The following is a 22,904-nucleotide window of genomic DNA, read 5'->3' as shown; positions in this document are numbered from 1 at the left end:
TTATCTGTTTTTATACATGCTTTCGTAATATTTCTGATAGTCACCGCTTGTTACGTTGTCCATCCATTCCTGGTTGTCCAGATACCAGCGTACCGTCTTTTCAATACCTTCTTCAAACTGCAAGCTTGGTTCCCAGCCCAGTTCTTTTTGCAGCTTGGTAGAGTCGATGGCATAACGCATGTCGTGGCCCAGGCGGTCGGTTACATACGTAATCAAGTCCATATCTTCGCCTTCCTTGCGTCCCAGCAGACGGTCTACTGTGTTAATCACTACTTTAATGATGTCAATGTTCTTCCATTCATTGAAACCACCAATGTTATATGTTTCTGCAATCTTACCGTTGTGGAAAATAACGTCGATGGCACGTGCATGATCTACCACATACAGCCAGTCGCGCACGTTCTCGCCCTTGCCATATACTGGCAGCGGTTTGCGGTGACGGATGTTGTTGATGAACAGCGGAATCAGTTTTTCCGGGAACTGATATGGTCCGTAGTTGTTTGAACAGTTGGTTACGATGGTTGGCATGCCGTAGGTGTCGTGGAAGGCCCGTACAAAGTGGTCACTGCTTGCCTTGCTGGCAGAGTAGGGGCTGTGCGGATTGTATTTCGTATCTTCATAGAAGAAATCTTTTCCGTAAGCCAGATGGTGTTCAGAAGAGGATGCCGTGGTAGTGAACGGTGGTTTCACACCTTCCGGATGAGTCAGTTCCAATGCTCCGTACACTTCATCTGTAGAGATGTGGTAGAAACGTTTACCCTCGTATTTTTCCGGCAGACTTTCCCAGTACACTTTGGCAGCCTGTAGCAGAGACAACGTACCCATTACGTTCGTACGGGCAAAAGTGAACGGATCTTTGATGGAGCGGTCCACATGGCTTTCAGCTGCCAAATGGATGATACCGTCTATCTGATACTGCTGCATCAGTTCCTGCATCTTTTCATAATCGCAGATGTCCGCTTTTACAAATACATAGTTTGGCTGGTTTTCAATGTCTTTCAGGTTAGCCAGGTTACCTGCATACGTCAGCTTGTCCAGGTTGATGATACGGTATTCCGGATACTTGTTTACAAAAAGACGCACCACGTGGCTGCCGATAAATCCGGCACCACCGGTAATCAATATGTTACGTTTGAATGTAGCCATAATAAGATAATTTGAGGGTTAATTATTCTTTGTCAAGTTTTCGATGCACACTTTTAGTGAATCTGTCCAGTAAGGAATGCGGATACCGAAGGTTTCCTTGATTTTAGTCTTGTCCAGTACCGAGTAAGCCGGGCGTTTCACCGGGCTTGGGAACTCGTTGCTGTGGCAAGGCTGAATGTCACATTCCATGTGACCAGCCATAGCGGCAATCGTCTTGGTAAAGTCATACCAGGAACAAACCCCTTCGTTGCTGAAATGATAGATTCCCGTTTTGCTGTAGGCCGATGCCGGCTGTTCTTTGGTATAATCCTTCAGCACGACTTCAATGGCTTTTGCCAGGTCGTATGCATAGGTCGGAGTACCTGCCTGGTCGAACACCACTTTCAGTTGCGGTTTGGTAGCCGTCAGGTTCAGCATGGTTTTCACGAAGTTTTTGCCGAATTCAGAATACAGCCAGGCTGTACGGATAATCACGTAGTCGCATCCGGCTGCCTTGATATTTTCTTCCCCTTCCAGCTTGGTCAAACCATACACTCCAGTAGGAGTGCCTTTCTGGTCTTCCCGACAAGGAATGTTGTAAGGGTCACCGCCAAACACATAGTCCGTAGATACATGTACCAGCAGACCACCAGCTTCTTTCATCGCGATGGCCAGATTTTGCGGTGCCTTGGCATTGAGTGTGCGGCAGAAATCTACGTCTGTTTCCGCTTTGTCCACATTGGTGTAGGCTGCACAGTTTACGATGCAATCCACCTTGTGCGTTTTTACCACTTCCTTTACCGCTTCCAGATTGGTAATGTCGAGTAGGGTAGTTTCCAGTCCTTCCACTTCCGTTACATCTGTAAAAATGAAGTGGTCGGTCATCTCTTTGCTGATAAGGCGCATCTCGTTACCCAGTTGTCCGTTGGCGCCTGTCACAAGTATATTCATTTTTAATGAAGAATTAAAGAATGAAAAATGTGTAGAATCTCTTTTTTAGAAAGCTCCGAATTCGAATGGTGAATCAAAGTCTTTCAATAGCGGATGCTTGGTATCTTTTTCGCTCAGAATGGCGTGTTCGGTCGGAATGCGCCAGTCAATGCCCAGTGAGTCGTCCAAAATGCTGATTCCCCCGTCTGCTTCCGGATGATAGAAGTTGTCACATTTGTACTGGAAGATGGCTGTTTCACTCAGTACGGCAAATCCGTGGGCGAAGCCCTGCGGAATGAAGAACTGGCGGTGATTGTCTTCCGTCAGTTCCACGGCCACATGCTGTCCGTAAGTAGGACTTCCTTTGCGAATGTCTACAGCTACATCCAGCACGGCACCCTTCACACAACGTACCAGTTTGCTTTGCGTGTAAGGTGGACGCTGGAAATGCAGTCCACGCATCACCCCATAGGACGACATGCTTTCATTGTCCTGTACAAAATTGATTTTTCCCACTTTCTCTTCGAATTCCCGCTGTGAGAATGATTCGAAGAAATACCCTCTGGCATCTTTAAAGATACGTGGCTCAATAATCACCACACCCTCTATCGCAGTTTTAATTACTTCCATTTTATCTGAATAGATAAGTCTTTTACTTTTTAACTATTAACTTTTAACTCATTAATCGAGGTTTGCTTTCCCCGTACGTTCTACTTCCTCAATCACTTTCAGCAAGTACTGTCCGTACTGGTTTTTCAGCATAGGCTGTGCTTCTTCACGCAGTTTGTCCGCAGTAATCCATCCCATACGGTAGGCAATTCCTTCCAGACAAGCCACTTTCAGTCCCTGGCGTTTTTCTATCACCTCGATGTAGGTAGAAGCTTCTGCCAGTGAGTCGTGTGTACCTGTATCCAGCCATGCAAATCCACGGCCCAAAGTCTGTACTTTCAGTTCTCCATCTTCCAAGAATCGCTGGTTTACTGTGGTAATTTCCAGTTCCCCACGAGCAGATGGTTTGATGTTCTTAGCTACTTCTACCACCTTGTTCGGGTAGAAATATAAACCGACCACTGCATAGTTTGACTTTGGATGCTGAGGTTTTTCCTCAATAGAAAGACAGTTCCCGTCCTTATCGAAATCTGCCACTCCGTAACGTTCAGGGTCGCTTACCCAGTAGCCGAATACCGTGGCCTTTTTGTCTTCTTCTGCGGTACGTACTGCTTCGCGTAGCATAGCACTCAAGCCGTTACCGTGGAAGATGTTGTCGCCCAATACCAGACAAGCAGAATCATTGCCGATAAACTTTTCTCCGATAATGAAAGCTTGAGCCAGCCCATCGGGTGAAGGCTGTTCTGCATATTCGAAATGCACTCCGAAGTTACTGCCGTCACCCAGCAAACGTTGGAATCCCGGCAAGTCGTAAGGTGTAGAGATAATCAGAATCTCACGAATACCCGCTAGCATCAGTACCGAAATTGGGTAATAAATCATCGGTTTGTCAAATACGGGGAGCATCTGTTTGCTCACTCCCTTAGTGATGGGGTAGAGGCGTGTGCCGCTGCCGCCGGCTAATACGATACCTTTCATAATATCCAACAATTTAGTTTTATTTCTTTTTATATTCTTCTAATAACCAAAGGAAATATTTTTCATGTTCATCTACTAGCTTTTCCCAAGAATAGTCTTTTCGAATAATTTCAAGATTATTTTCAATAAAATTTTTTTTATGTGTTTGGGCTAAGTCGTCAATGTTATTCAACAATTCCGTTACAGTGGTATTATCTGAATAATATAAAGCATTCTCGCCTAAAACAGCTTTATTGAAAATATTATTATTGGCTAAGATAAAACAATCTGAAGCCATAGCTTCCAGTAAAGAGGGATTTGTTCCTCCTACGCTATGACCATGGAAATAGGCAAATGAAAAATGGCGGATAGAATTTAATTTGTCAAAATCATATATTCCTCCTACAAAACGTATGGATTTTTCATTTCCATATTTTGTCACTAATTCTTTTCCATGTGGTGTATTTGTTTTTCCAACAATAATAAGTGGACGCTTACTATTTTCTTTCGATGCAAGATACCCTTCTATTGCCATTACGATATTGTTTTCTGGTTCCAAACGGGCAACAAGCAAGTAATAATTATTTGCTTCTAAACCAAACTCCTTTAAAAAATCTTCATTGTAGTTATCATGAATATCAGCTCCGTATGCTAGAAATTTACTTTCTTTACCATACTTCTCCTTATAATAGTCATGAATACCCATATTGTCAGCTATCAAATAATGACTATGCTTTACAGTCATTCGTTCTTCCCAAAATACAAATTTCTGTACCCATTTGTTGAATTTTGTACGTTTGTATTCTAGTCCGTCCATATTGGTTGTAAAGATAGGATATTTGATATTCTTTACATTAAACCAGATGTATGCTGGTACAATACTAGTATAGCCTGCTTCATAAATGATATCGAATTTTTCTTTCTTTAATGCATCTTTCAGTGAGGAAAAATCATAGAAGAAACTTCCTACTGAGCTTCCCATCCAGGTCTCAGGACTATATATATGTTTTATGCGTACTCCTTTGTAGCTCTTTTCTTTATATGGGTGGAAATGAGGTGAATAAACTACAATTTCATGACCGCGTTTCGCCAACCCTACCGAAATATATTCGGCAAATTGTTCGAAGCCTCCATAGTTATTAGGTATGCCTCGTGTGCTTATGAATGCTATTTTCATTTTTTTTGATTATATTAGTACCATTCTTGAGTTGAGGGATTATATCGTTTGATGATTTTAGCTGGTATTCCAGCAACCATACTATTATCGGGAATATCTTTAACTACAACAGCATTAGAACCAACTATAACGTTATTCCCTATTTTGACATTCCCTAATATTTTTCTCCGCATGTAATAGTTACATTATCTCCAATTACGGGTTTATATATTCCTTTCATCCCAATGGTAACTTGTTGGTATATTAAACAATTATTACCGATTTCCTCAGCATTTATAATTGTTGCAAATCCATGGTGAACCATAAAACCTTTACCAACTTTTTTTGTTAAGATATACAAACAAGATTGACCTCTTCCAGTACATAATCTTAAAATGTAGTATAAAGTTTTATTGGATGATTTAATTCGATGTAATACAACTGAGTGAAAACAACTATTTAATAAATACATTTTTATGAATGAAATAATAGTTGGTTTTATTTTAAAATAAGTACAATATCTGATGAAATCATCCTTTATAATTTGTATCATAAGTCAAATTAGTTAGGTACATAATTGTTTTAAATAGAATCATTATGAGATAGTAATCAATATATATCAAACCTGCTATAAGTTTTGATTGTAACCTTTTTTTATTGTAAAAACATTTCCGTTTATGTAAATATAATAAAAAAGGAGAAATCTGATTGCTTTCTCTTAAAAGAGAATTAACTTTTAAATCTGATTCTATTCCATTTAGTTTATCTAATGAGCAATTTGTACCTGTATATACATGTGTATAAAGAATTTTATCATTATAAATAATTTTATTTTGTTTTCTGAAAAGCAAAATCCAAAGATAAACATCATCAGAACAATTAGTTTTTAGGATATTTTCCATCCAAAACTCTGGAATTGATTTTTTCTTAATTAAGCATTGTCCTGGAGAACTTAATAAATTGTTTGATATAAGGTAAGGTAAGTTTCTACAGCACCAATATTTTTTTCCGTTGGTATTTATTATAATCTTATTTTCGTTTTTGCCTTTCATAATGCCATTGGATATAATGCAATCGGCATTGTTTTTTTGTGCTAACTGAACTTGACTATATAAGGTATTTGCTTCTATAATATCATCTTGGTCAAGCATTATAATATATTCTCCAGTGGAGTGTTTTATACCATTAATACGTGATAGATGTATTCCATAATTTTGGTCATTTGTAATAATCTTTAATTCATATAAATTGTTATTCTTGAAACTAGTAGTTGATAATTGAATCCAAGGGCTGTCATTAACAATTATAACCTCTAATTTAATTCCTTTTTTATTTGCTTCAATTGCAATCGATTGATATAATTGTTTGAGATTATTAATAAATCTTTCTCCTTCATAAAAAGGGACAATAATAGATACTTTAGTCATATTTATAAATCAATGTAAGCAATAAAATTGTTCTAACTTATTAGCAACATCATGTACGTCATATCCGGCTTCTTTAACTTTTACCGAGATATCTTGCCTTTTCCATTCCTTGGCTTTAATTATTGCAGCTATCCATGTTTCTTTTGATGCATTCAAAGAAATAAAGGGTATATTATTACAGATATCAACTTCTTTTGTAATATTCTCAGATAATATACATGGTAATCCGGCACAAATGGCTTCTACGGCTGCTACAGGTAATCCTTCATATAGAGATGGCATAACGTAACAATCTGCAGCTTGTAAAAGTTGTGAGACATCGGATCTTACTCCTAAGCAATGAATATATTTCTCTAGATGTTTATTTTTTATCATATTTTTTATTTGCTCTTCCATATATCCGGTTCCTATCAATAATAGAATCACATTATTATCTATTTTAATTAATTCTTCCATTAGCTCGACTAAAAAACTTTGGTTTTTTTGTTCTAAAAAGCGTCCGGTATGGCATATAACAAATTTATCTTCAATATTTAATGCCTTTCGATATGTTGATCTTGTTATATTGTCAAAAGCAAAATCTTGTGTATTTATTCCATTGTAAATGACTTGATAGTGTTTATCCTGTAAGATAGAACGATTATACATCCATTGTGCAGCTGCTTCAGAGCATGCAAAATAGTAATTTGCTGAGTGTTTTATTAGTAATCTAAATAAAGAATAGATGAAATATTTTAGTTTTGATTTTTCAGAGATAGCTGCACTGTGTGAGTGTATAATACGTGTGTTTACGCCTGCAAATTTTGCAGCAAGTAGATATAAAATTCTTAATGGTGTACATGTATGAAGATGTACAATTGAGTATTTATGTTTTCTTAAGAAATGATATAAATAGAAGCTTTCAATAATTATTTTTAATATAATAGATTTATTCTTTATGCTTGAAGTAAATTTTTTCCCTCCGAGTTGATTTATTTCTTTATCATAAAATTCATTTTCATTTCTAGTTACATAAAAGTCGAACTGTACATTTTTTCGGTTAATGTTTCTATACATATTCATTATAAATGATTCAATTCCAGCTGCTTGTAACTTCTCTGTTATATGTAGTACTCTTTTTTCCATGTATTTAAAAGGGATAAGGTGATTTCTATTTATTTTCTTGAGATAGTTTGTTTCTATACGTATCGTGGAATAAGCTTATTATAGCATTAGTTCTATTACTCCATGTAACATCTGGATTGATTGAACTGATTATTTTTTCTGCTGTTATTGTTGTATATAATTCTTTAGAAACTTTCTCAATTAAGGTTATAAATTCAGCTGGTGTATTAGCTTCAAATACATATTGAGATATGCTATTAACACCGGCAACTTTTGTTGAAACTACGGGTTTTCCTGCTGCTAAATATTCATATAATTTTAAAGGATTCATACTTGACGTGAAACTATCGATTTTATGTGGTATAATGGCAATATCTATGTCTTGCATAGCATTCGGTAAGTCTAAATAATGTATGTCACCTAGAAACTTTATATTCTTATAGTGTTTAGTTAACTCTCTAGCTTTTCTTTTTTGTGCATAAAGAGGACCTAAGAACAGAAATTGAAAGTTTGGCAGCTTCTGTAGGCATTTTTCAATCAAATCAAAATCTACGCGTTCCTGGATTTTTCCAACATATCCAATTGTTATCTTTTGACTAAAATTTGGCTTTACTGCATGGGCAAAATAGTCTATATCTACGCCATTAGCAACCCAATGTTTGTTTTTATTATTAGGGAAAATATTTAATAAGTTCTGTGAAACGGTTAATATTAGATCAGCATTGTGGTCTACATAACTATAGTTTTTTAATATTAAATCTCGATTTTGTTTCATTTGTGGATGAACTGCCCAATTATCTATTGCATCAAAAACAAAGATTCTATTTTCGATTTTTCTTACAATACTTATAGCCATTGGGTTTTGTAAAAGTAATATTGAGTCTTTAAATTTTAATAATTTAAGGCTCTTATTTATTCCATTGACAACTTTTGGGTAGTTAAAACATGAGAACCACCATTGTTTTTTTTCTTTAATAACTCTAAGAAAATCTGGGATAAAAATATCTAGACAAAATGTTTTTTCATCAATTTGAGTTATCTGAAGTGACTGTTCTTTGTAAAAAATATTATTTGATTTTATACACCAATTCTGTTTCTTAATAATCATTTCTAATAAAGAAACAGGTCTGTTAATAATTAGAATCTTGTCTATGTCAGAATTTCTTTTCAGATGTTCGTATAAATGTGCATCTCTCGTTCTAAATCCTTCATTTGTCCATTTCTTATAATCGTGGAACGGCAATATTATTATATCCATATTTATTTGTTATATGTTTATATAAATCATAAGTTTTTTCACAATTCTGCTCTATTGAAAAGTTTTTTATCGCATATTCCTGAGATCTTATAATTTTCTCATTATAGATGTTTGTGTTTATTATCTTTTTTATATGTAACATTGATTCGTAAAGTTGTGAAATGTCAGAAAATTTGAATCCATCTATTTGCTCTAAAATTTCTTTGGTCCCGCCTGAATCTCGTCCGAGAATAAGTGTGCCACAAAAGCAGGCCTCCGCTGTCATTCGTCCAAATCCTTCATTAAGGGAAGGTACTATTAATGCGCTTGCTTCAGACATAAAATCATAAATGGAAGTTTGTGATTGCTTTCCTATAAAATCGACTCCGTTTTGACATCCAAGCGATGTACATAGCTTGACTAGATAATCATAATACCCATCTTTTTCTCTTTCTCCAGCAATGATTAACTTCCAATCAGGATTTTTCTTATAGAAAAGAGAGAACGCTTTAATTGCATCTTCTTGCTTTTTGTAGCTAACAATTCGGCTTGCACATAGAAAATATTTACTTTTGGTCCTTATTCTTATATCTTTTGTACTTAATATTCCATTATAAATTGTAGTAGCATTGGTTGATAAATGAAAATGATTTTTTAAATCATTGGTTATGGTAATAACATAAGAATTATGAAGTCTTTTTTCAAAGTGTTTTTTTCCATATAAGAATTTCCATTTAAAATCTTTATCCTGATATTCTCTAATGTGCCATACATGGGGTATTCCTAGAAATTTAGCTACGTTGTAACCTTCATATATGACTCCTGTGTTAGTATGGATTATATCGGGCTTTTCTTTCAGAACAAGATTTAGCAGTTCTATGTAGAAGATACATTTATATATTAAGTTTTTTATAATAAAGATCAAATCATGTATTATATTTTTATTAGGAATGTATGATAAGGGAACTCGGGTTACTTCATGGAATTTTATATTATTTTTTAATAGTATCTCTTTGAATTCATTTCGTTTCTTCTTTTCAAAGACAACTATTATCTCTGTTTTATTTTTTAAGTGTAGAATTAAATTAAGGAAAGATAAGGTAGAACCATGTAATTCTGTTGTATGTATTAAATATATAACTTTCATATTATTGCTTTGTATAAGTTGAGGAATACATTCCAAAAAGTGATATTATTAAAAGATATTGATAATGTATATACATTATATCAGTAAATCCATGTATGATGATAGTTAATATCATGGAGAAAAAGGACAACCATATAATAGGATTATTCATTTTTGATAATGGTAGTTTTAAAATCTTTATAATTCGAGAGACAAGATATAATATCCATATTATTAAACCTAATATACCTAATTCTGCAAGGATTACAAGATGTATGTTGTGGATGCTATGTTGATATAACCAAATATCTCCTAATATTCGATTATTCATATTATAACACATGAAATGTGTATGCGAATTAATTCCTGTTCCAATAAAATTAGTCTCTAATGCAATATTGTAACCGAGCAAATAATGTATAAATCTTGCTTCTGTCATTTCTTCTGCATCTGACTTGAAAAACATTTCTTGAACAATAGGCAGGTTTAAAAGAATTATAATGGTAATTGATGTTAATATAGCCAATGAAATGATTTTTTTTAAACTAAGTTTATGCTTTTTATGTAAGAAAACTAATGTGCTTATTGCCATGCTAAGAAGACAAGCTAGTAAAGCAGAGCGTGATTGAGATAGTAGAATAATGAAGATGCTTGTTACTAATAGCCAAAAACTTTGTTTTGTTTTATACTTTCTGAGGTAACAAATCCAATAAAAAATAGCAATTAATGTGCATAAAGCTCCTAGTCGATTAGGCCAGCCTGTAGTACCTGATGCACGTAAAAAAGAACTTCCTTCTCTTTCTACAACAGCTCCTTCTAGTTCTGGAATAAATAATTGTTGTAGGGTATTTATGTGTAAGAGAACAAATGATAAAGAAATGATTAACTCAATAAATAAGATAATTTTAAAAGCATCATAGCATGCTATTATGAATGTGTTAGTTCCAATATAGCTTTTACACATATATATGGTAAAAACTATTTGAATAAATACGATTAGTGCTACGTTTGTAGCTGAATGTTGTATGTTATAGGGGCTGAGATAGGAATAGATAAAAAAGAAAATTATTATCCATATGACATATTTTGTATTACCCCACTTCCATCTATATTTTCTTTTATTTATCAAAGGAAATAAACAAACTAGTATTGTCGGAAAGTAAAGACCTCCAATATTTTCTATTGGAGCTGTAAAATCCATTTGCATTTTTGTTTCTTTAAAAACAATGAATGCTTTCATTAGTGGGTAAAACATTAATGACTGTATTATTGCAGACAATAGTAGTGTATTCGCTCTTGTAATAGATTTGTCTCTTCCTGTAAAGAAACGAAAAATCGAAATGAGCAGTATGAGGACACAAAAAAGTTTAATCATGCTTATGTATGATTTTACTGTTTAATTTTTTTATAACCCTGTATTAGGTTATATTGTTTTGTAAGTTGAATAAAGATAATACAAACAATAAACGAGACGGAGAATTTTATTATCAGTTGTATTAGGTGGTTATTGGGAATATTTGATGGTATTATAGCTAATACCAATATTATGAGAATAGCTGAAATTGTTGGTGATATGCAAATTTTTATTACTTCTCTTAATCTCTGTTTTAATACAATTTTATATAAAACAAAGTATGAAATTATTGTATTAAAAAATAAAGTAATATCCCAAGCCCAGGCCATAGCTTCTATAGTTTTAAAATATACTGAAGCGATAATAAATCCCAATACAGTAAAACAGGTATTACTTACGCCGCCATAAAATAACCAATTTGTTTTTCCTGCTGCTTGGTAGATAGCTCCAGTTGTGGAAAGAATCATTTGTAGAGGTAATGATAGGGCTAAAATCTGGAATACTGGTATTGCATTTTCCCATCGATTGCCATATACGATATATATAATATCATTAGCTGCAAAATAAAGAAAAATCCCTAATGGGAAACTGATGGTCGCCAATAATTTAATGATTGAGTTGTATTTGTCTGTCAAATTCTTATAATCATTTTGTAATGATGTCAAAATAGGATGCATTACAGGGGTAATTATATTAGTCACATATTGTAATGGTAACATCATTAATCGATAGGATTTTTCATAGTATCCAAGGTCATGCATACTAAAATATCTTCCAATGATTAATTTGTCTAGATTTCTAGAAAAATAATTGATAAAGTTAAATAGAAACTGATAACTTGAGTACGAAAATATTTTTTTTAATGAATTTGTGTGGATATGTAACTTAAATTCCAAAGGATATTCTTTATAATTTAAAATAAAAACACCGACTGCGGTCAGAATAGGTGATATTAATAATGAGTAAATTCCTAATCCATTGAATGCTGAAAATACAGAAATGATTCCACTAATTACTTGTAATGTTAATGTTCTTTTAGCAATAAACTTAAATCTCTTGTTTTTATTTATTAAGGCATTGGGGACAATATTCCATGCTGCGAATAGTAAATTTATTGATAATATTTGGCAAATTAGAACTAGAGAGTCTTTTTTATAAAAAATCCCTATGGGGTATGATGTAATAAAAAATAAAATAGCTAAAATTAATCCACCCCAAATTGTGAACGAAAATATTGAATTAAAATCTTCTTTTGTAAGATCTTGTTTTTGTATAATAGCAGGGCCTATTCCCATATCTGTAAATAATGTGAAAAAGGCTATTAGTACTGTTGAAACTGCTACGACACCAAAATCTTCAGGGCTTAATAGTCGAGCTAGTATTGCTGTAACAATAATTTGTATAATTAAACCAGAGTATTTCTGTAAAGCTGTCCAAAATACTCCGTTAATCATTTCTTGTTTTATAGACATTGGTTTAATAAGGGATATAGATTATATTTATTAAAAACAGCTTTAATTTGTTTATCATTCAATTCTTCTCCTAGTGTATTTACGTTACGGAGTCCTATGTCTTGTACGTTGTCAATTTCTATGTAATCTGTACTTGTGTTACTATGTGTATAAACTTTTCGTGATAATGTACCTTTTTTCATCGCCATGGCTTTAAACCAAACATCATCTGCATATTTACATATATCTAAGAAAACGGATTCATTAAATACTTCCTGATCTAAGGAATGGGGGGGATATAATATGCCTCCTACACCAGTAGGAAAATTCAAGATATTAGCTTTGTCATCAGAAGATGCCCAAGTCCAATTCCTGTATGGTAGGAGTTTCCCTTCTTTATCTTTTTTCATCATATGTTGCCTATTGCAATATATAAAAGAGGGGTCTTTTATGTAAGCTGTTATTAGTTTTTCTAATAAATCAAAGTCATAGATAATATCATCATCTATTGTGATAATAGCATCATCTGGAAAATTCTTTAGTGAAGGAATAAGTTTGGTATATGAACGTACATCTTTGCAGAACTTGATTTCAAGCCCCTTTTTTTGTAAAAAGTGTAATGCTTGGGGGAGTGTTTGATTTTTGAAACTATAGTCTAGCCACAATACGATTCTGTTAGCTTTCATTGTTTGTTCCATGATAGATGCTATTGTAAGGTGTACATCATGGATACGTTTGCTATAAGTTGTTAATGAAACAATTATATCATGATTGCAATATTTTTCTTTAGATATTCCTAAAGTTGTGTCATGCAAGATATATTGTTCTAATGTATATTTCTTCTGATTAAATAGGAGCTGTTTAATATTTTGATTGGTATCATAAATCATACCAAGTCTTTGTCTGATTTTATTAAATATCTTTGATATTTTCATTTTGTTAGCCTGTTTATTATGTTGGAAATCCATACTATGGGATGTCCGTTTATTGTTATTAGAAATATTGTTACTTCTTTCTAAATAAAGAAAACCTCCTATTATTTGTCTTATTTTTTTTAATCTATAATAATATCATTAGATATATATAATTATGCTTGCTAATTATATTTTTGAGGAGTTTGCTCATTTTAGGTATAAGTTAAGTAGATTATATATTTTAGGGTGCAGAACACACAGAATTTGTTGAAAATTCTGTGTGTTCTGCAAAGATATTTTATTTTCCTCTTCCTTTCTTATTTTGTTCTGCTTCGTAACCGTATCCATATCCATATCCGTATCCGTAACCTTTACCATAACCATACTTTTTACCATAGCCGTAGCCGTAGCTATTTTTACGTTTACTCATATCAATACCATTGATAACGGTAGCTAGTTTCGGGAACTTATGCTCGTTCTTTAATACATTGATGTATTCATAGCCAGCTTTTGGAGTGACATCGGCGCGGCAAACGTACACACACATATCGGCTACGCGGCCAATGATGGCGGTATCGGTTACCATTCCGATAGGGGCAGTATCCAGAATGACGTAATCGTAACGGGATTTCAGCTGGTCGATAGCTTGTACCAAGACATCGCGGGCTACCAGTTCTGTCGGGTTGGGAGGTACGGGGCCACCGGGCAGAATGTCCAAGTTCGGGCTGATGTCGGAACGCTGTACCATATCAAACAGGTTCACATTCTCAGGGTCGCTCAGGTAGTTGGTAATACCTTCGGCGCGGCGGCTTAGGTTAAATACCTTGTTCAAACCGGGCTTGCGGATATCCATACCGACTACAATCACTTTCTTACCCAGAAATGCCAGGCTGACCGCAGTGTTTCCTGCTACGAAGGACTTACCTTCGCCCGGCTGGGTGGAGGAGAAGAGAACCACCTTGTCATCCTTGCCCAACATAAAGAGGAGGTTGGTACGCAGGCCGCGGAAGGTTTCTTCCATAATGTCGTTTTTGTTTTCGCGGATGACGATAGCACCCTTTTCCGGTTTCTCGCATTTGGGCAGTTCGGCTAGAATGCCTACTGTTGTGATACGTTCTACATCTTCACGGTTTTCAATCTTGTATTTCAGCAAATCGCGCAGGTACACAAAACCTACCGGAATGGCGAGGCCTAGTACAAGGGCCGCTAATGCAACCATTTTCTTTTTGGGAGATACCGGGTATTTGTCAGGTAAGGCTTCCTCGATGATACGTCCGTTGGTAGCGGTGGCTGCCAGGGTAATGGCATTTTCTTCGCGTTTCTGTAACAGCATGATGTAAAGCTGTGCTTTGATTTCCTGCTGGCGAGCTATGCTCAGGAATTCCTTTTCCTGTTGCGGAGCATTGCTGATGCGTCCTTCAAATTTGCGTGCCTGGCGCTCCAAATCAGCCTTGGTAATTTGGAGTCCTTTCAATACGCTCGCAACCGTAGTTTGTACGTTGTGTCGAGTAGCTTCAATACCTGTATTCATATTGACTACTGCGGGATTGGTTTCGGAAGAAGTCAGTAACAAGCGCTTGCGCTCAATCAGCATGGAATTGTATTTGTCAATCAACTGACTCAGGTCTTTATCCTGTAAACCGACATTGGCAGGAATAACTTCATGTGTATTCGCTGGATTGTTGATATAATCACGTAAAAATTCTACTAGACGAATTTGTGTTTGATTCTCGATGCGCATCTGTTCATATTTGGAGTTTTCTTCTAAAGCTAGCTGGGCATCGCTCGTTAAGTCTGTCAGACCAGATTTCTGTTTGAAATCCGCTAATTGCGTTTCGGTAGTACCTAATTCTTGATTAATAATTTGGATGCGGTCTTCGATAAATTCAGCCGATTTCATGGCTACTTCATTTTTCTCGTCATTGGCATCTTGATTATAGAAGGTTACTAAACAGTTGATAAAGTCTATTGCTCGTTGGCGACTAGAATTTTGTAATGCCAATTGAGCAATAGTTGTGGTTTTAGACGTTGCTTCTACGCTTAAATCTTCTCCGTATGCTTTAGCTACAGCTGTAGGAGGATTTATAGTCGTTATTAGTCTTAAATCTCCATCGTTCTTTTTGCGCCATTCTGTTAATAATGAATCTTGAATTGTTATGCTAAGTACACCTGTAGGTGTTGGGAGTACAACAGGTAGTTTGTCAAAGCTCTTTTCTATTTCTTGCTTTTCTTCATTTAATACAAATTTAACTTTTACTTTGAGATGATTATCAGTTGTGTAGATAAGATGAAGTTTAATCGCATCTTCTAATTTTTCTGCTTCTTCAGGTGACATGTACACTTCTAGCGGTGAAGTCTTGTAAAGTGGGGTGCTGTAGCCAAAGAAACGTTTTTCACCAGTTGAAATGTATAGCCCTAAATTGGTAATGACTTTTTTAATAAGGGTACGCGACTGAAGGATTTCTACTTCATTGTCGAAGTTGTTACTCATGGAGAAGCCACCCATGCTTTGCAGGGCTTCCAAGGCACCACCGGCAGCACCCATGGAGCGGTTGCGCGAATCGTCTTCCTTGATCAACACGCTGGCAGTCACGTTATATACCGGTGCCTGATAGCGTAGGTACACAAAGGCCAATATCAAACATACTAGTACGCTGGCTACGAACCAGGGCCAGTAAACTAAATACTTGAAAATAAGAGCATAGGGGTTGAACGAGTTTTCTTCCGGATTTTCCGACGTCATATTGTTGATGTTTTGTTCAGTCATAACAGCTATATGCGAAAAGTTAGTGAATGGATTAGCGAAGGATATTGACAATCAAGCTGGCAATGGATACCAGGATGGAAGTGGCCGAAATAACGGTGGTAGTGGTGTTACCGATGTCAGAGTTCTTGGCCTTGGTCTTGTTCGGAGTGACATAGAGGATGTCGTTCTGACGCAGATAGAAATAGGGCGACAGCACCAGGTCGCTCTTGGTCAGGTCGAGTTCCTTGATTTCGCGCTTGCCGTCGGCGTCTTCACGAATCAGCTTTACGTTGGTACGCACGCCATACACGGTCATATCGCCCGCCATGGCCAGGGCTTCCAGCACGTTTACTTTTTCGTTGCTCACGGTGAAGGTACCCGGACGGGTTACTTCGCCCAGCACGGAAATCTTATAGTTGGCCATGCGCACGGTCACGATGGGCGCTTCTTTCAGGTAAGGAGTCAGCTTTTCGCGAATCAGGTCTTCTGCCTGGTTCTTGGTAAGTCCGCCCACCTGCAAACGACCCAGTACAGGGAAGTCGATTTCGCCCTTGTTGTTCACCAGATATTGCTGGAGGGTAGGCTGGGTGGTGGTGTTGATGTTGGTGAGTGCCGCATTCAGCGGAGTCTGTACCGTGAGGTTGAACGGTGCGGATGCCTGCGGGTCGGTGGTGTTGATGGTGATGCTCAGCAAGTCTTTCGGCATGATTTTGGCATCGTAGAGTGGAATCTCTTTTCCATAATTGTTTACCACTTCAGGGTCTTGCAGATAGGGTACATTCTTGTAGGATGTACATCCGGCTGTCAGCGTCAGTGCGACCGCCAGGCAGGCAATTTTGTGTAATCTCATATCTCTTTACGTCTTTGAATTTCTAGTTTCGTTTGTCGGCGGGCACAATCCATGTGTTCAGGGCGTGTTTCGCCGTTACCGCTCCCATGCACAAGGCCGGGAAGGTAAGCTCTTGTTTTTTGTAATAGCGTTGCAAAAGTAATATTTATTTTGTTGGAAAGCAACGTTTTTGCGTGGTTTTCTGCCCTCTGGGGCATGGATATGTATGTTTGTACAAAAAACGCGCCCGTGTTTGTGTAAAAATGCTTCGGCGTTTGAGGGAAAACGTACTTGCGTTTCGGGTGAAATGCACTTGCGCCTGAAGGGAAACGTGCTGGCGTTTCCGGAAAGGACGGCGCGGAAAAGTGTGAAAAAAGATGGGAAAATCGATTGAAAACCGGGTGGAAAACTTGCATATCTCACTGAAAATGAGTAAATTTATAACAATAAATTAAAGGAATAGAATATGAACTACATGCAACAGAAAACGAGATTCGGAACGGCAGCGGAGGTGGAAGACGCGCCGTTCCGCCCCAGGGTGTACCGAAAAACGGAGCTGGCCCAGCTGTATTTTCCGCAGGCGGGCAAGAAAACGGCCTTGCAGGGGCTGGCCCGCTGGATCAAGCGGTGCGCCGAACTGGAGAAAGCGCTCGAAGCGGCGGGCTATGACAAAAACCGGCGGTTTTACCTGAAGCCGGAAGTGGAGCTGATCGTAAAATTTTTAGGGGAACCGTGAGCGGAAACTCTGCCGGCTTCAGCCGGATTTTTTGAAAAATCTTCGCCCTTTAAGAGGGGGATTTAATTAATAAAATAAAGGTGGGCGCGCGGGCCTGGTTCAGAAGTCTGACTTAAAATCTGTTAATTGGTTTTTAACCTGTTGGAAGTGTGTGTTTTGCGCGGAAAGGGGTGTGAAGAATACCCTGCGGAGTTTTGCCGGGTGGGTGGAAACACCCTGGCATACAGGGCGGAAGCCTGCGGAGGGCCGGAAAAAATTTTTCTGCAAAAAACTTCCGAAATATTTTTGTATTAGAAAATTTTTGCCAACCTTTGTTGCGAAAAATGAAACAAAATGGTTTCGAATGAAAGAAAAATGTTTGAAAAAACAGTTTTATAATTTCTAATTGAAAGTCTAAAAATCTTTTCTGCCGTTCGTCATTGTGTTTATTTCTGTGACCTGTGAAAGTATGGTTTTTTCACGGGATGGGAGAGGTATGCTTATATTTAAATAAAATAACATGAAAAGTATTAAAAATTTGAGTGATGATTTCAAGGGTATGGGAACTGGCGGTTACCTGGTGGTGCCGCGGAATTTACTGGGGCGCGTGCTCGATACGGGCACGCCCTTTACCCCGGCACAGGCGTATATGTACCTGTATGTCCGTTGTGAGTTTTGTAACCGGAAGGGAAAGGAGGCGCTGAAGCGGGGGCAGATGACTTGCACCTCGGGCGAACTGGCCGACCGCTTCATGTGGTCGAAGCATGCGGTGAGGGACTTCCTGCGTACGCTGCGCGACCTGGGCGTGCTCGAGATGGAGGTGGTGCCGGGCGTGAAGTCGAAGCTGACGATGTGTTTCTATGAGGCGTTGACGGGCGGACAGGGCAGGCCGGTGGAACCGAAGGAGAAGGTGGCTTTCTTCGATTTCTGGAAACGCTACTATGCGTTGTTGGAGCGCGACGGCACGGATTTCTATCCGGCGCTGTCGGAGTGGAACCGCATGACGGGAAGGGAGCGAAGGCTGGCCATGAAGCATATAGAGCGTTATTTCCGCTCGCTGAGTGATATGCGCTTTGTGAAAACAGCCATGAATTATTTGCGTTATAAGGCATATCTGATGCCGGAAGATATTGAACAAAATACAATCTTAAAATAAAAAACCATGAAAGAGACTTTGATGAATGATGAGAGAAACTGTTTTGGGTTGAATTTGCTGCATGCGGAAGAACTGGAGGATGCAGTGGTGGGAGCTGCCATGCTGGAAACGAATTCACTGAACGAGATTATCGGATTTGTACGGCCGGAGATGTTCTACAAGAAGGACAACCGCTATATCTGGGAGGCCATTGAGGCGCTGGTGAAGGCGGGCTTGCAGCCTGACCTGCTGATGGTGGCGCATAAGCTGGCCGAGATGGGACGGCTGGAGGAGGCGGGAGGCCCGTACGGGGTGACCAGGAAGACGAGTAACCTGGCCAGCTCGGCGCACCTCTGGGAGCATGTGCACGTGGTGTATGAGTTTTACCTGCGCCGCTCGGTGGTGGAGAGCCTGGCAAAGCGACTGGGGGCTGCTGCCGACCGGACGCAGGATATCTATGAGGTGCTGGACGGGATGATGCACGACCTGATGGCGCTGCGCGAGGGCTCGCCGCTGGAAGATCACCTGACGAACATGAAGGGGATGATGGAGAAGACGTGTGCCCGCATCGTGGACCGGGTGAGCCGTAGCGTGAACGGGGTGACGGGCATCCCGACGGGGATTCCGGAACTGGACCGCATGACGGGCGGATGGCAGCCGGGCAACCTGATCTTTACGGCGGGACGGCCGAGACTGGGCAAGACGCAGCTGGGGCTGAAGTTTGCGATGCATGCCGCGGAGAAGGGCTACCGGGTGCTGCTGTACACACTGGAGATGATGACCGAGGAAGTGGGCGAGCGTGTGCTGATGATGCGTGTGCCCGACTTGTATAAGAAGGTGAAGAGCGGTTACGTGACGAGTCAGGAGGTGGAGAACCTGGTGGATGTGGCCAAGGGGATGGAGGATTGCCGCCTGATGGTGGACGACACGCCGTATGTGAGCATCGACCAGCTGTGTGCCGGAGCCCGGACGGTGAAGTCGCGCTGGGGACTGGATATGGTGATTGTGGACTACCTGCAACTGGTGGGAACGAACGTGAGGGCCGGACGGAACCGGGAACAGGAAGTGGCGGAGTGCTCGCGACGGCTGAAGGCGCTGGCCCGTGCGCTGGAGTGTCCGGTTATCGTGGCCTGCCAGCTGAACCGTCAGGTGGAGCAGACTTTCGATCACCGGCCGGAGCTGAAGCACTTGCGTGAGAGTGGTTCGATTGAACAGGATGCTGACCTGGTGCTCATGCTGCACCGTACCGACCGCAACGGGGATGCAAAGCGCTGCGGACTGATTGTGGCGAAAAACCGGCACGGCGAGGTGAGCAAGCCGAATTCCTGCATGGAAGTGGAGCTGTTCTGACGGTCTTGAAATTTTTATTTCTTCTTATTTCTTCGCATGTCTTCATAAGTCTACACGGCGGGAACGGCGCGGCGTATCTTTGCCTTTGTAAACGAAAAACAATGAATAATGAAGAATGAAAAATGAATAATGAATAATGAGAGATTGGCGCGCGTTTCCTGAAATCATTAGTCTTCGTTTTTAATTTTTCATTCATTGGTTCTTCGTTTTTAACTTTTAATTATTAACTATTAATTGATTGACTTATGAAAAAGACAGTGACTTATTCAGTAGTAGGACGTGTGAACCCGGCAGACCGTGAAAGCGGTGAAGTGAAGTATTATGCACAGTCGCAGGCTCGCGGCGAGATGGGCATCCGTGAAATAGCGGAACGTATCCACCAGATGTGTACCGTGACCCGTGCCGACGTGATGGCGGTGCTGACGGCGCTGGAAGACATCGTGTCGGAAGGTTTGCAGGGTGGTGAAATCGTGCGACTGGGCGAACTGGGCTCGTTGCAGCTGAGCTTGAGCGGAAGCGGTTCGGACACGGAGGAGACTTACACGGACGCGCTGATTGACAAGGTGCGTGTGTTGTTCCGCCCGGGCACGGTGATGCAGGAGGCCATCGGCAACCTAGCTTTCGAAAAGGTGCCGGTGAAGTATAAGAAGGAAGAAGAAACCGACGAAGGTCTGGGGGCTTAATCTTAATGAGGTGCAGTGAGAATGACTAGGGTAAAATGGATTGTGGTCAGGGTACTGAAGTGTATTCTCTGCCTCCTGACCGGGAGAAAACCGGATTGTGATGAGAAAAATTGACATGATTGTGATTCATTGTACAGCAACGAGGGCGGATAGTCCGCTCTCGCCTGCTGAACTGACCAGGATGCACCGGAAACGGGGCTTCAAGTGCTGCGGCTATCATTACTATGTGCGCACGGACGGAGAAATCTGCACCATGCGTCCGGTGGAACGGGCCGGGGCGCATGCACGGGGCTACAACGAGCGGAGTATCGGCATCGCGTACGAAGGGGGACTGGATGAGCAGGGCCGCCCGGCAGATACGCGCACGGAGCTGCAGAAGCGTTCGCTGCGGATTCTGGTGAGGGTGCTGAAGGCGGATTTCCCGGGCATCACGCAGGTGGTGGGCCACCGCGACCTGAGTCCGGACCTGGACGGCGACGGGGTGGTGGAACCGGATGAGTGGACCAAGGCGTGTCCTTGCTTTGAAGTGAAACGGGAGCTTTGACTCCCGTTTTTTTTATGTACGCCGGGAAGCGATTCTGTTGCAGATATGAAATAAAAATGTAACTTTGCAATAATATTCAATATTCAACCAAGATTGTTATGGAAAATCTGTATATCGTTATCCTGGCCTTTATCTCGGCGGTGATTCTGGGCCGTATCATCATTCCGAACGTATTGATTATTTCCATGCGGAAGCGTCTGTTCGACGTGCCCGATGAACGGAAGGTGCACAAGCGTCCGGTGCCCCGTCTGGGCGGAGTGACGTTTTTTCCGGTGATTCTTTTTTCAGTCTGTGTGTTTACGGCCTTGCGGCTGGTGCTGGGCATCGGACCGCAGGAGAGGGAGGCGGAGACGCAGGTGTCTGAGTTTCTTTTCCTGATGGGCGGAATGACCTTATTATATATTATAGGTATCGGTGACGACCTGGTGGGGGTGCGCTATCGCCGGAAGTTCCTGGTGCAGATTATCTCGGCGGCCATGTTTCCGCTGGCGGGCTTGTACATCAACAATTTCTACGGGCTTTTTGGCATTTACCTCATTCCGGAGGCGGTGGGCATTCCGCTGACCATGCTGCTGGTGGTGTTCATCACCAATGCCATCAACCTGATTGACGGTATCGACGGACTGGCGTCGGGGCTGAGCATGGTGGCACTGCTGGTGTTCGGGGTGCTGTTCGTGCATTTCCAGATGTGGAGCTATGCCATGCTGGCGTTCGTGACGGTGGGGGTAATCATCCCGTTCTTCTCGTACAACGTGTTCGGAAATGCCGACATGGGGCGCAAGATTTTCATGGGGGATACGGGCAGCTTGACGCTGGGATTTATTCTGAGCTTTTTTGTCATCAAATACTGCATGTACGAGCCGGATATGCTGCTGAGGGTGAAGAGCAGTCCGGTGCTGGTATCGTTCAGCGTGCTGATGGTACCGTGTCTGGACGTGGTACGTGTGGTGCTGCGCCGTGCGCGCAACAGACGGCCGCTGTTCATGCCCGACAAGACGCATATTCATCACAAGTTCCTGGAGATGGGTTTCTCGCCCCGCAAGGCGATGGTGACTATCCAGCTGATGTCGGCCTGCTTCTGTGCGTTTACCATCACGGCCATACAGTATATGAACAACACGCTGGTGTTCGTGATTGACGTGGTGGCGTGGACGCTGCTTCACCTGTGGTTTAACCAGGTGATCAAGAAAAGAAGAATGAAATAATTGATAATGAAAAATGAAGAATGAATAGGGAAAAGTGAAATGCGGTGACTGTACCGCTTTTACTTTTTAACTGTTCGCTTTTAACTTCCTGGAAAAGGACATAAAAAAAGGGAATCTTCCCAGACTCCCAATCTTCATTAACCTTAAATCTAATACCATGAAAAACACAGTGCAAAGGTAAGGGTTTTATGTTATGTAACATATAAAATGTACAGAAAAATGCACCTTGTTAACTTTATTTATATTTTGAAGCCCGAATGTTTCCTGTAAATTGACCGCGGGAACAGTCTGATTTTACTATTTTTCG

The 22,904-nt window shown here is 40.0% G+C and carries 20 protein-coding genes; 6 read left to right on the top strand and 14 right to left on the bottom strand.

Annotation, left to right across the window (positions count from 1 at the left end; genetic code table 11):
• From BACPLE_RS03265 to BACPLE_RS03195, 14 genes are all read right to left on the bottom strand, one after another.
• Window positions 1–1,146, bottom strand: a complete 1,146-nt coding sequence (locus BACPLE_RS03265) for a dTDP-glucose 4,6-dehydratase (RefSeq protein WP_007558914.1) — start codon at window positions 1,144–1,146, stop codon at window positions 1–3.
• Between the two features lie 18 nt (window positions 1,147–1,164).
• The gene (gene rfbD / locus BACPLE_RS03260; protein WP_007558913.1) at window positions 1,165–2,076 is read right to left on the bottom strand and encodes a dTDP-4-dehydrorhamnose reductase; all 912 of its coding nucleotides are present in this window, start codon (window positions 2,074–2,076) and stop codon (window positions 1,165–1,167) included.
• Between the two features lie 45 nt (window positions 2,077–2,121).
• Window positions 2,122–2,685, bottom strand: coding sequence for a dTDP-4-dehydrorhamnose 3,5-epimerase (gene rfbC, locus BACPLE_RS03255; protein ID WP_007558911.1), 564 nt, complete (start codon window positions 2,683–2,685; stop codon window positions 2,122–2,124).
• A 51-nt stretch (window positions 2,686–2,736) separates the two neighbouring features.
• Entirely contained in the window at window positions 2,737–3,642 is a 906-nt protein-coding gene (gene rfbA, locus BACPLE_RS03250; RefSeq protein WP_007558909.1) for a glucose-1-phosphate thymidylyltransferase RfbA, read from the bottom strand.
• A 19-nt stretch (window positions 3,643–3,661) separates the two neighbouring features.
• Window positions 3,662–4,798, bottom strand: coding sequence for a DUF1972 domain-containing protein (locus BACPLE_RS03245; RefSeq protein WP_007558907.1), 1,137 nt, complete (start codon window positions 4,796–4,798; stop codon window positions 3,662–3,664).
• A gap of 509 nt (window positions 4,799–5,307) precedes the next feature.
• Complete coding sequence (locus BACPLE_RS03235) at window positions 5,308–6,204, bottom strand: glycosyltransferase family 2 protein (RefSeq protein ID WP_007558901.1); 897 nt, start codon at window positions 6,202–6,204, stop codon at window positions 5,308–5,310.
• Window positions 6,205–6,213: 9 nt separating this feature from the next.
• Window positions 6,214–7,329, bottom strand: a complete 1,116-nt coding sequence (locus tag BACPLE_RS03230) for a glycosyltransferase family 1 protein (RefSeq protein ID WP_007558900.1) — start codon at window positions 7,327–7,329, stop codon at window positions 6,214–6,216.
• A gap of 25 nt (window positions 7,330–7,354) precedes the next feature.
• On the bottom strand, window positions 7,355–8,566 hold the full coding sequence (locus BACPLE_RS03225) for a glycosyltransferase (RefSeq protein WP_007558899.1): 1,212 nt from the start codon (window positions 8,564–8,566) through the stop codon (window positions 7,355–7,357).
• Entirely contained in the window at window positions 8,532–9,692 is a 1,161-nt protein-coding gene (locus BACPLE_RS03220) for a glycosyltransferase family 4 protein (protein ID WP_007558898.1), read from the bottom strand. Before BACPLE_RS03220 ends, BACPLE_RS03225 begins: the two co-directional genes overlap by 35 nt.
• Before the next feature lies 1 nt (window position 9,693).
• On the bottom strand, window positions 9,694–10,911 hold the full coding sequence (locus tag BACPLE_RS03215) for an O-antigen ligase family protein (RefSeq protein WP_157131881.1): 1,218 nt from the start codon (window positions 10,909–10,911) through the stop codon (window positions 9,694–9,696).
• Window positions 10,912–11,060: 149 nt separating this feature from the next.
• On the bottom strand, window positions 11,061–12,497 hold the full coding sequence (locus tag BACPLE_RS03210; RefSeq protein WP_007558896.1) for a lipopolysaccharide biosynthesis protein: 1,437 nt from the start codon (window positions 12,495–12,497) through the stop codon (window positions 11,061–11,063).
• The gene (locus BACPLE_RS03205) at window positions 12,488–13,444 is read right to left on the bottom strand and encodes a glycosyltransferase (RefSeq protein ID WP_007558895.1); all 957 of its coding nucleotides are present in this window, start codon (window positions 13,442–13,444) and stop codon (window positions 12,488–12,490) included. Before BACPLE_RS03205 ends, BACPLE_RS03210 begins: the two co-directional genes overlap by 10 nt.
• 244 nt (window positions 13,445–13,688) lie before the next feature.
• Window positions 13,689–16,157, bottom strand: a complete 2,469-nt coding sequence (locus BACPLE_RS03200; protein WP_007558894.1) for a GumC family protein — start codon at window positions 16,155–16,157, stop codon at window positions 13,689–13,691.
• Between the two features lie 31 nt (window positions 16,158–16,188).
• Window positions 16,189–16,986, bottom strand: coding sequence for a polysaccharide biosynthesis/export family protein (locus BACPLE_RS03195; protein WP_007558893.1), 798 nt, complete (start codon window positions 16,984–16,986; stop codon window positions 16,189–16,191).
• Between the two features lie 445 nt (window positions 16,987–17,431).
• Between BACPLE_RS03195 and BACPLE_RS03185 the strand changes: the two genes are divergently transcribed.
• The 6 genes from BACPLE_RS03185 (at window position 17,432) to BACPLE_RS03155 (ending at window position 22,597) form a co-directional block, all read left to right on the top strand.
• Window positions 17,432–17,701 (top strand): DUF4248 domain-containing protein, encoded by a 270-nt coding sequence (locus BACPLE_RS03185; protein WP_007558890.1) that lies wholly within the window; start codon window positions 17,432–17,434, stop codon window positions 17,699–17,701.
• Between the two features lie 499 nt (window positions 17,702–18,200).
• A complete protein-coding gene (locus BACPLE_RS03175; protein ID WP_007558887.1) occupies window positions 18,201–18,836 on the top strand; it encodes a hypothetical protein in 636 nt (211 codons plus the stop codon).
• Between the two features lie 6 nt (window positions 18,837–18,842).
• On the top strand, window positions 18,843–20,165 hold the full coding sequence (locus BACPLE_RS03170; protein WP_007558885.1) for a replicative DNA helicase: 1,323 nt from the start codon (window positions 18,843–18,845) through the stop codon (window positions 20,163–20,165).
• Window positions 20,166–20,410: 245 nt separating this feature from the next.
• Window positions 20,411–20,848 (top strand): HU family DNA-binding protein, encoded by a 438-nt coding sequence (locus BACPLE_RS03165; protein ID WP_007558882.1) that lies wholly within the window; start codon window positions 20,411–20,413, stop codon window positions 20,846–20,848.
• 100 nt (window positions 20,849–20,948) lie between these two features.
• A complete protein-coding gene (locus BACPLE_RS03160) occupies window positions 20,949–21,392 on the top strand; it encodes an N-acetylmuramoyl-L-alanine amidase (protein ID WP_007558880.1) in 444 nt (147 codons plus the stop codon).
• A 98-nt stretch (window positions 21,393–21,490) separates the two neighbouring features.
• Complete coding sequence (locus tag BACPLE_RS03155) at window positions 21,491–22,597, top strand: MraY family glycosyltransferase (protein WP_007558878.1); 1,107 nt, start codon at window positions 21,491–21,493, stop codon at window positions 22,595–22,597.
• The last annotated feature ends 307 nt before the right edge of the window (window positions 22,598–22,904 follow it).

It is taken from the genome of Phocaeicola plebeius DSM 17135 (assembly GCF_000187895.1).
Lineage (GTDB): Bacteria > Bacteroidota > Bacteroidia > Bacteroidales > Bacteroidaceae > Phocaeicola > Phocaeicola plebeius.
This window is presented reverse-complemented; position numbering and strand designations above follow the sequence as displayed.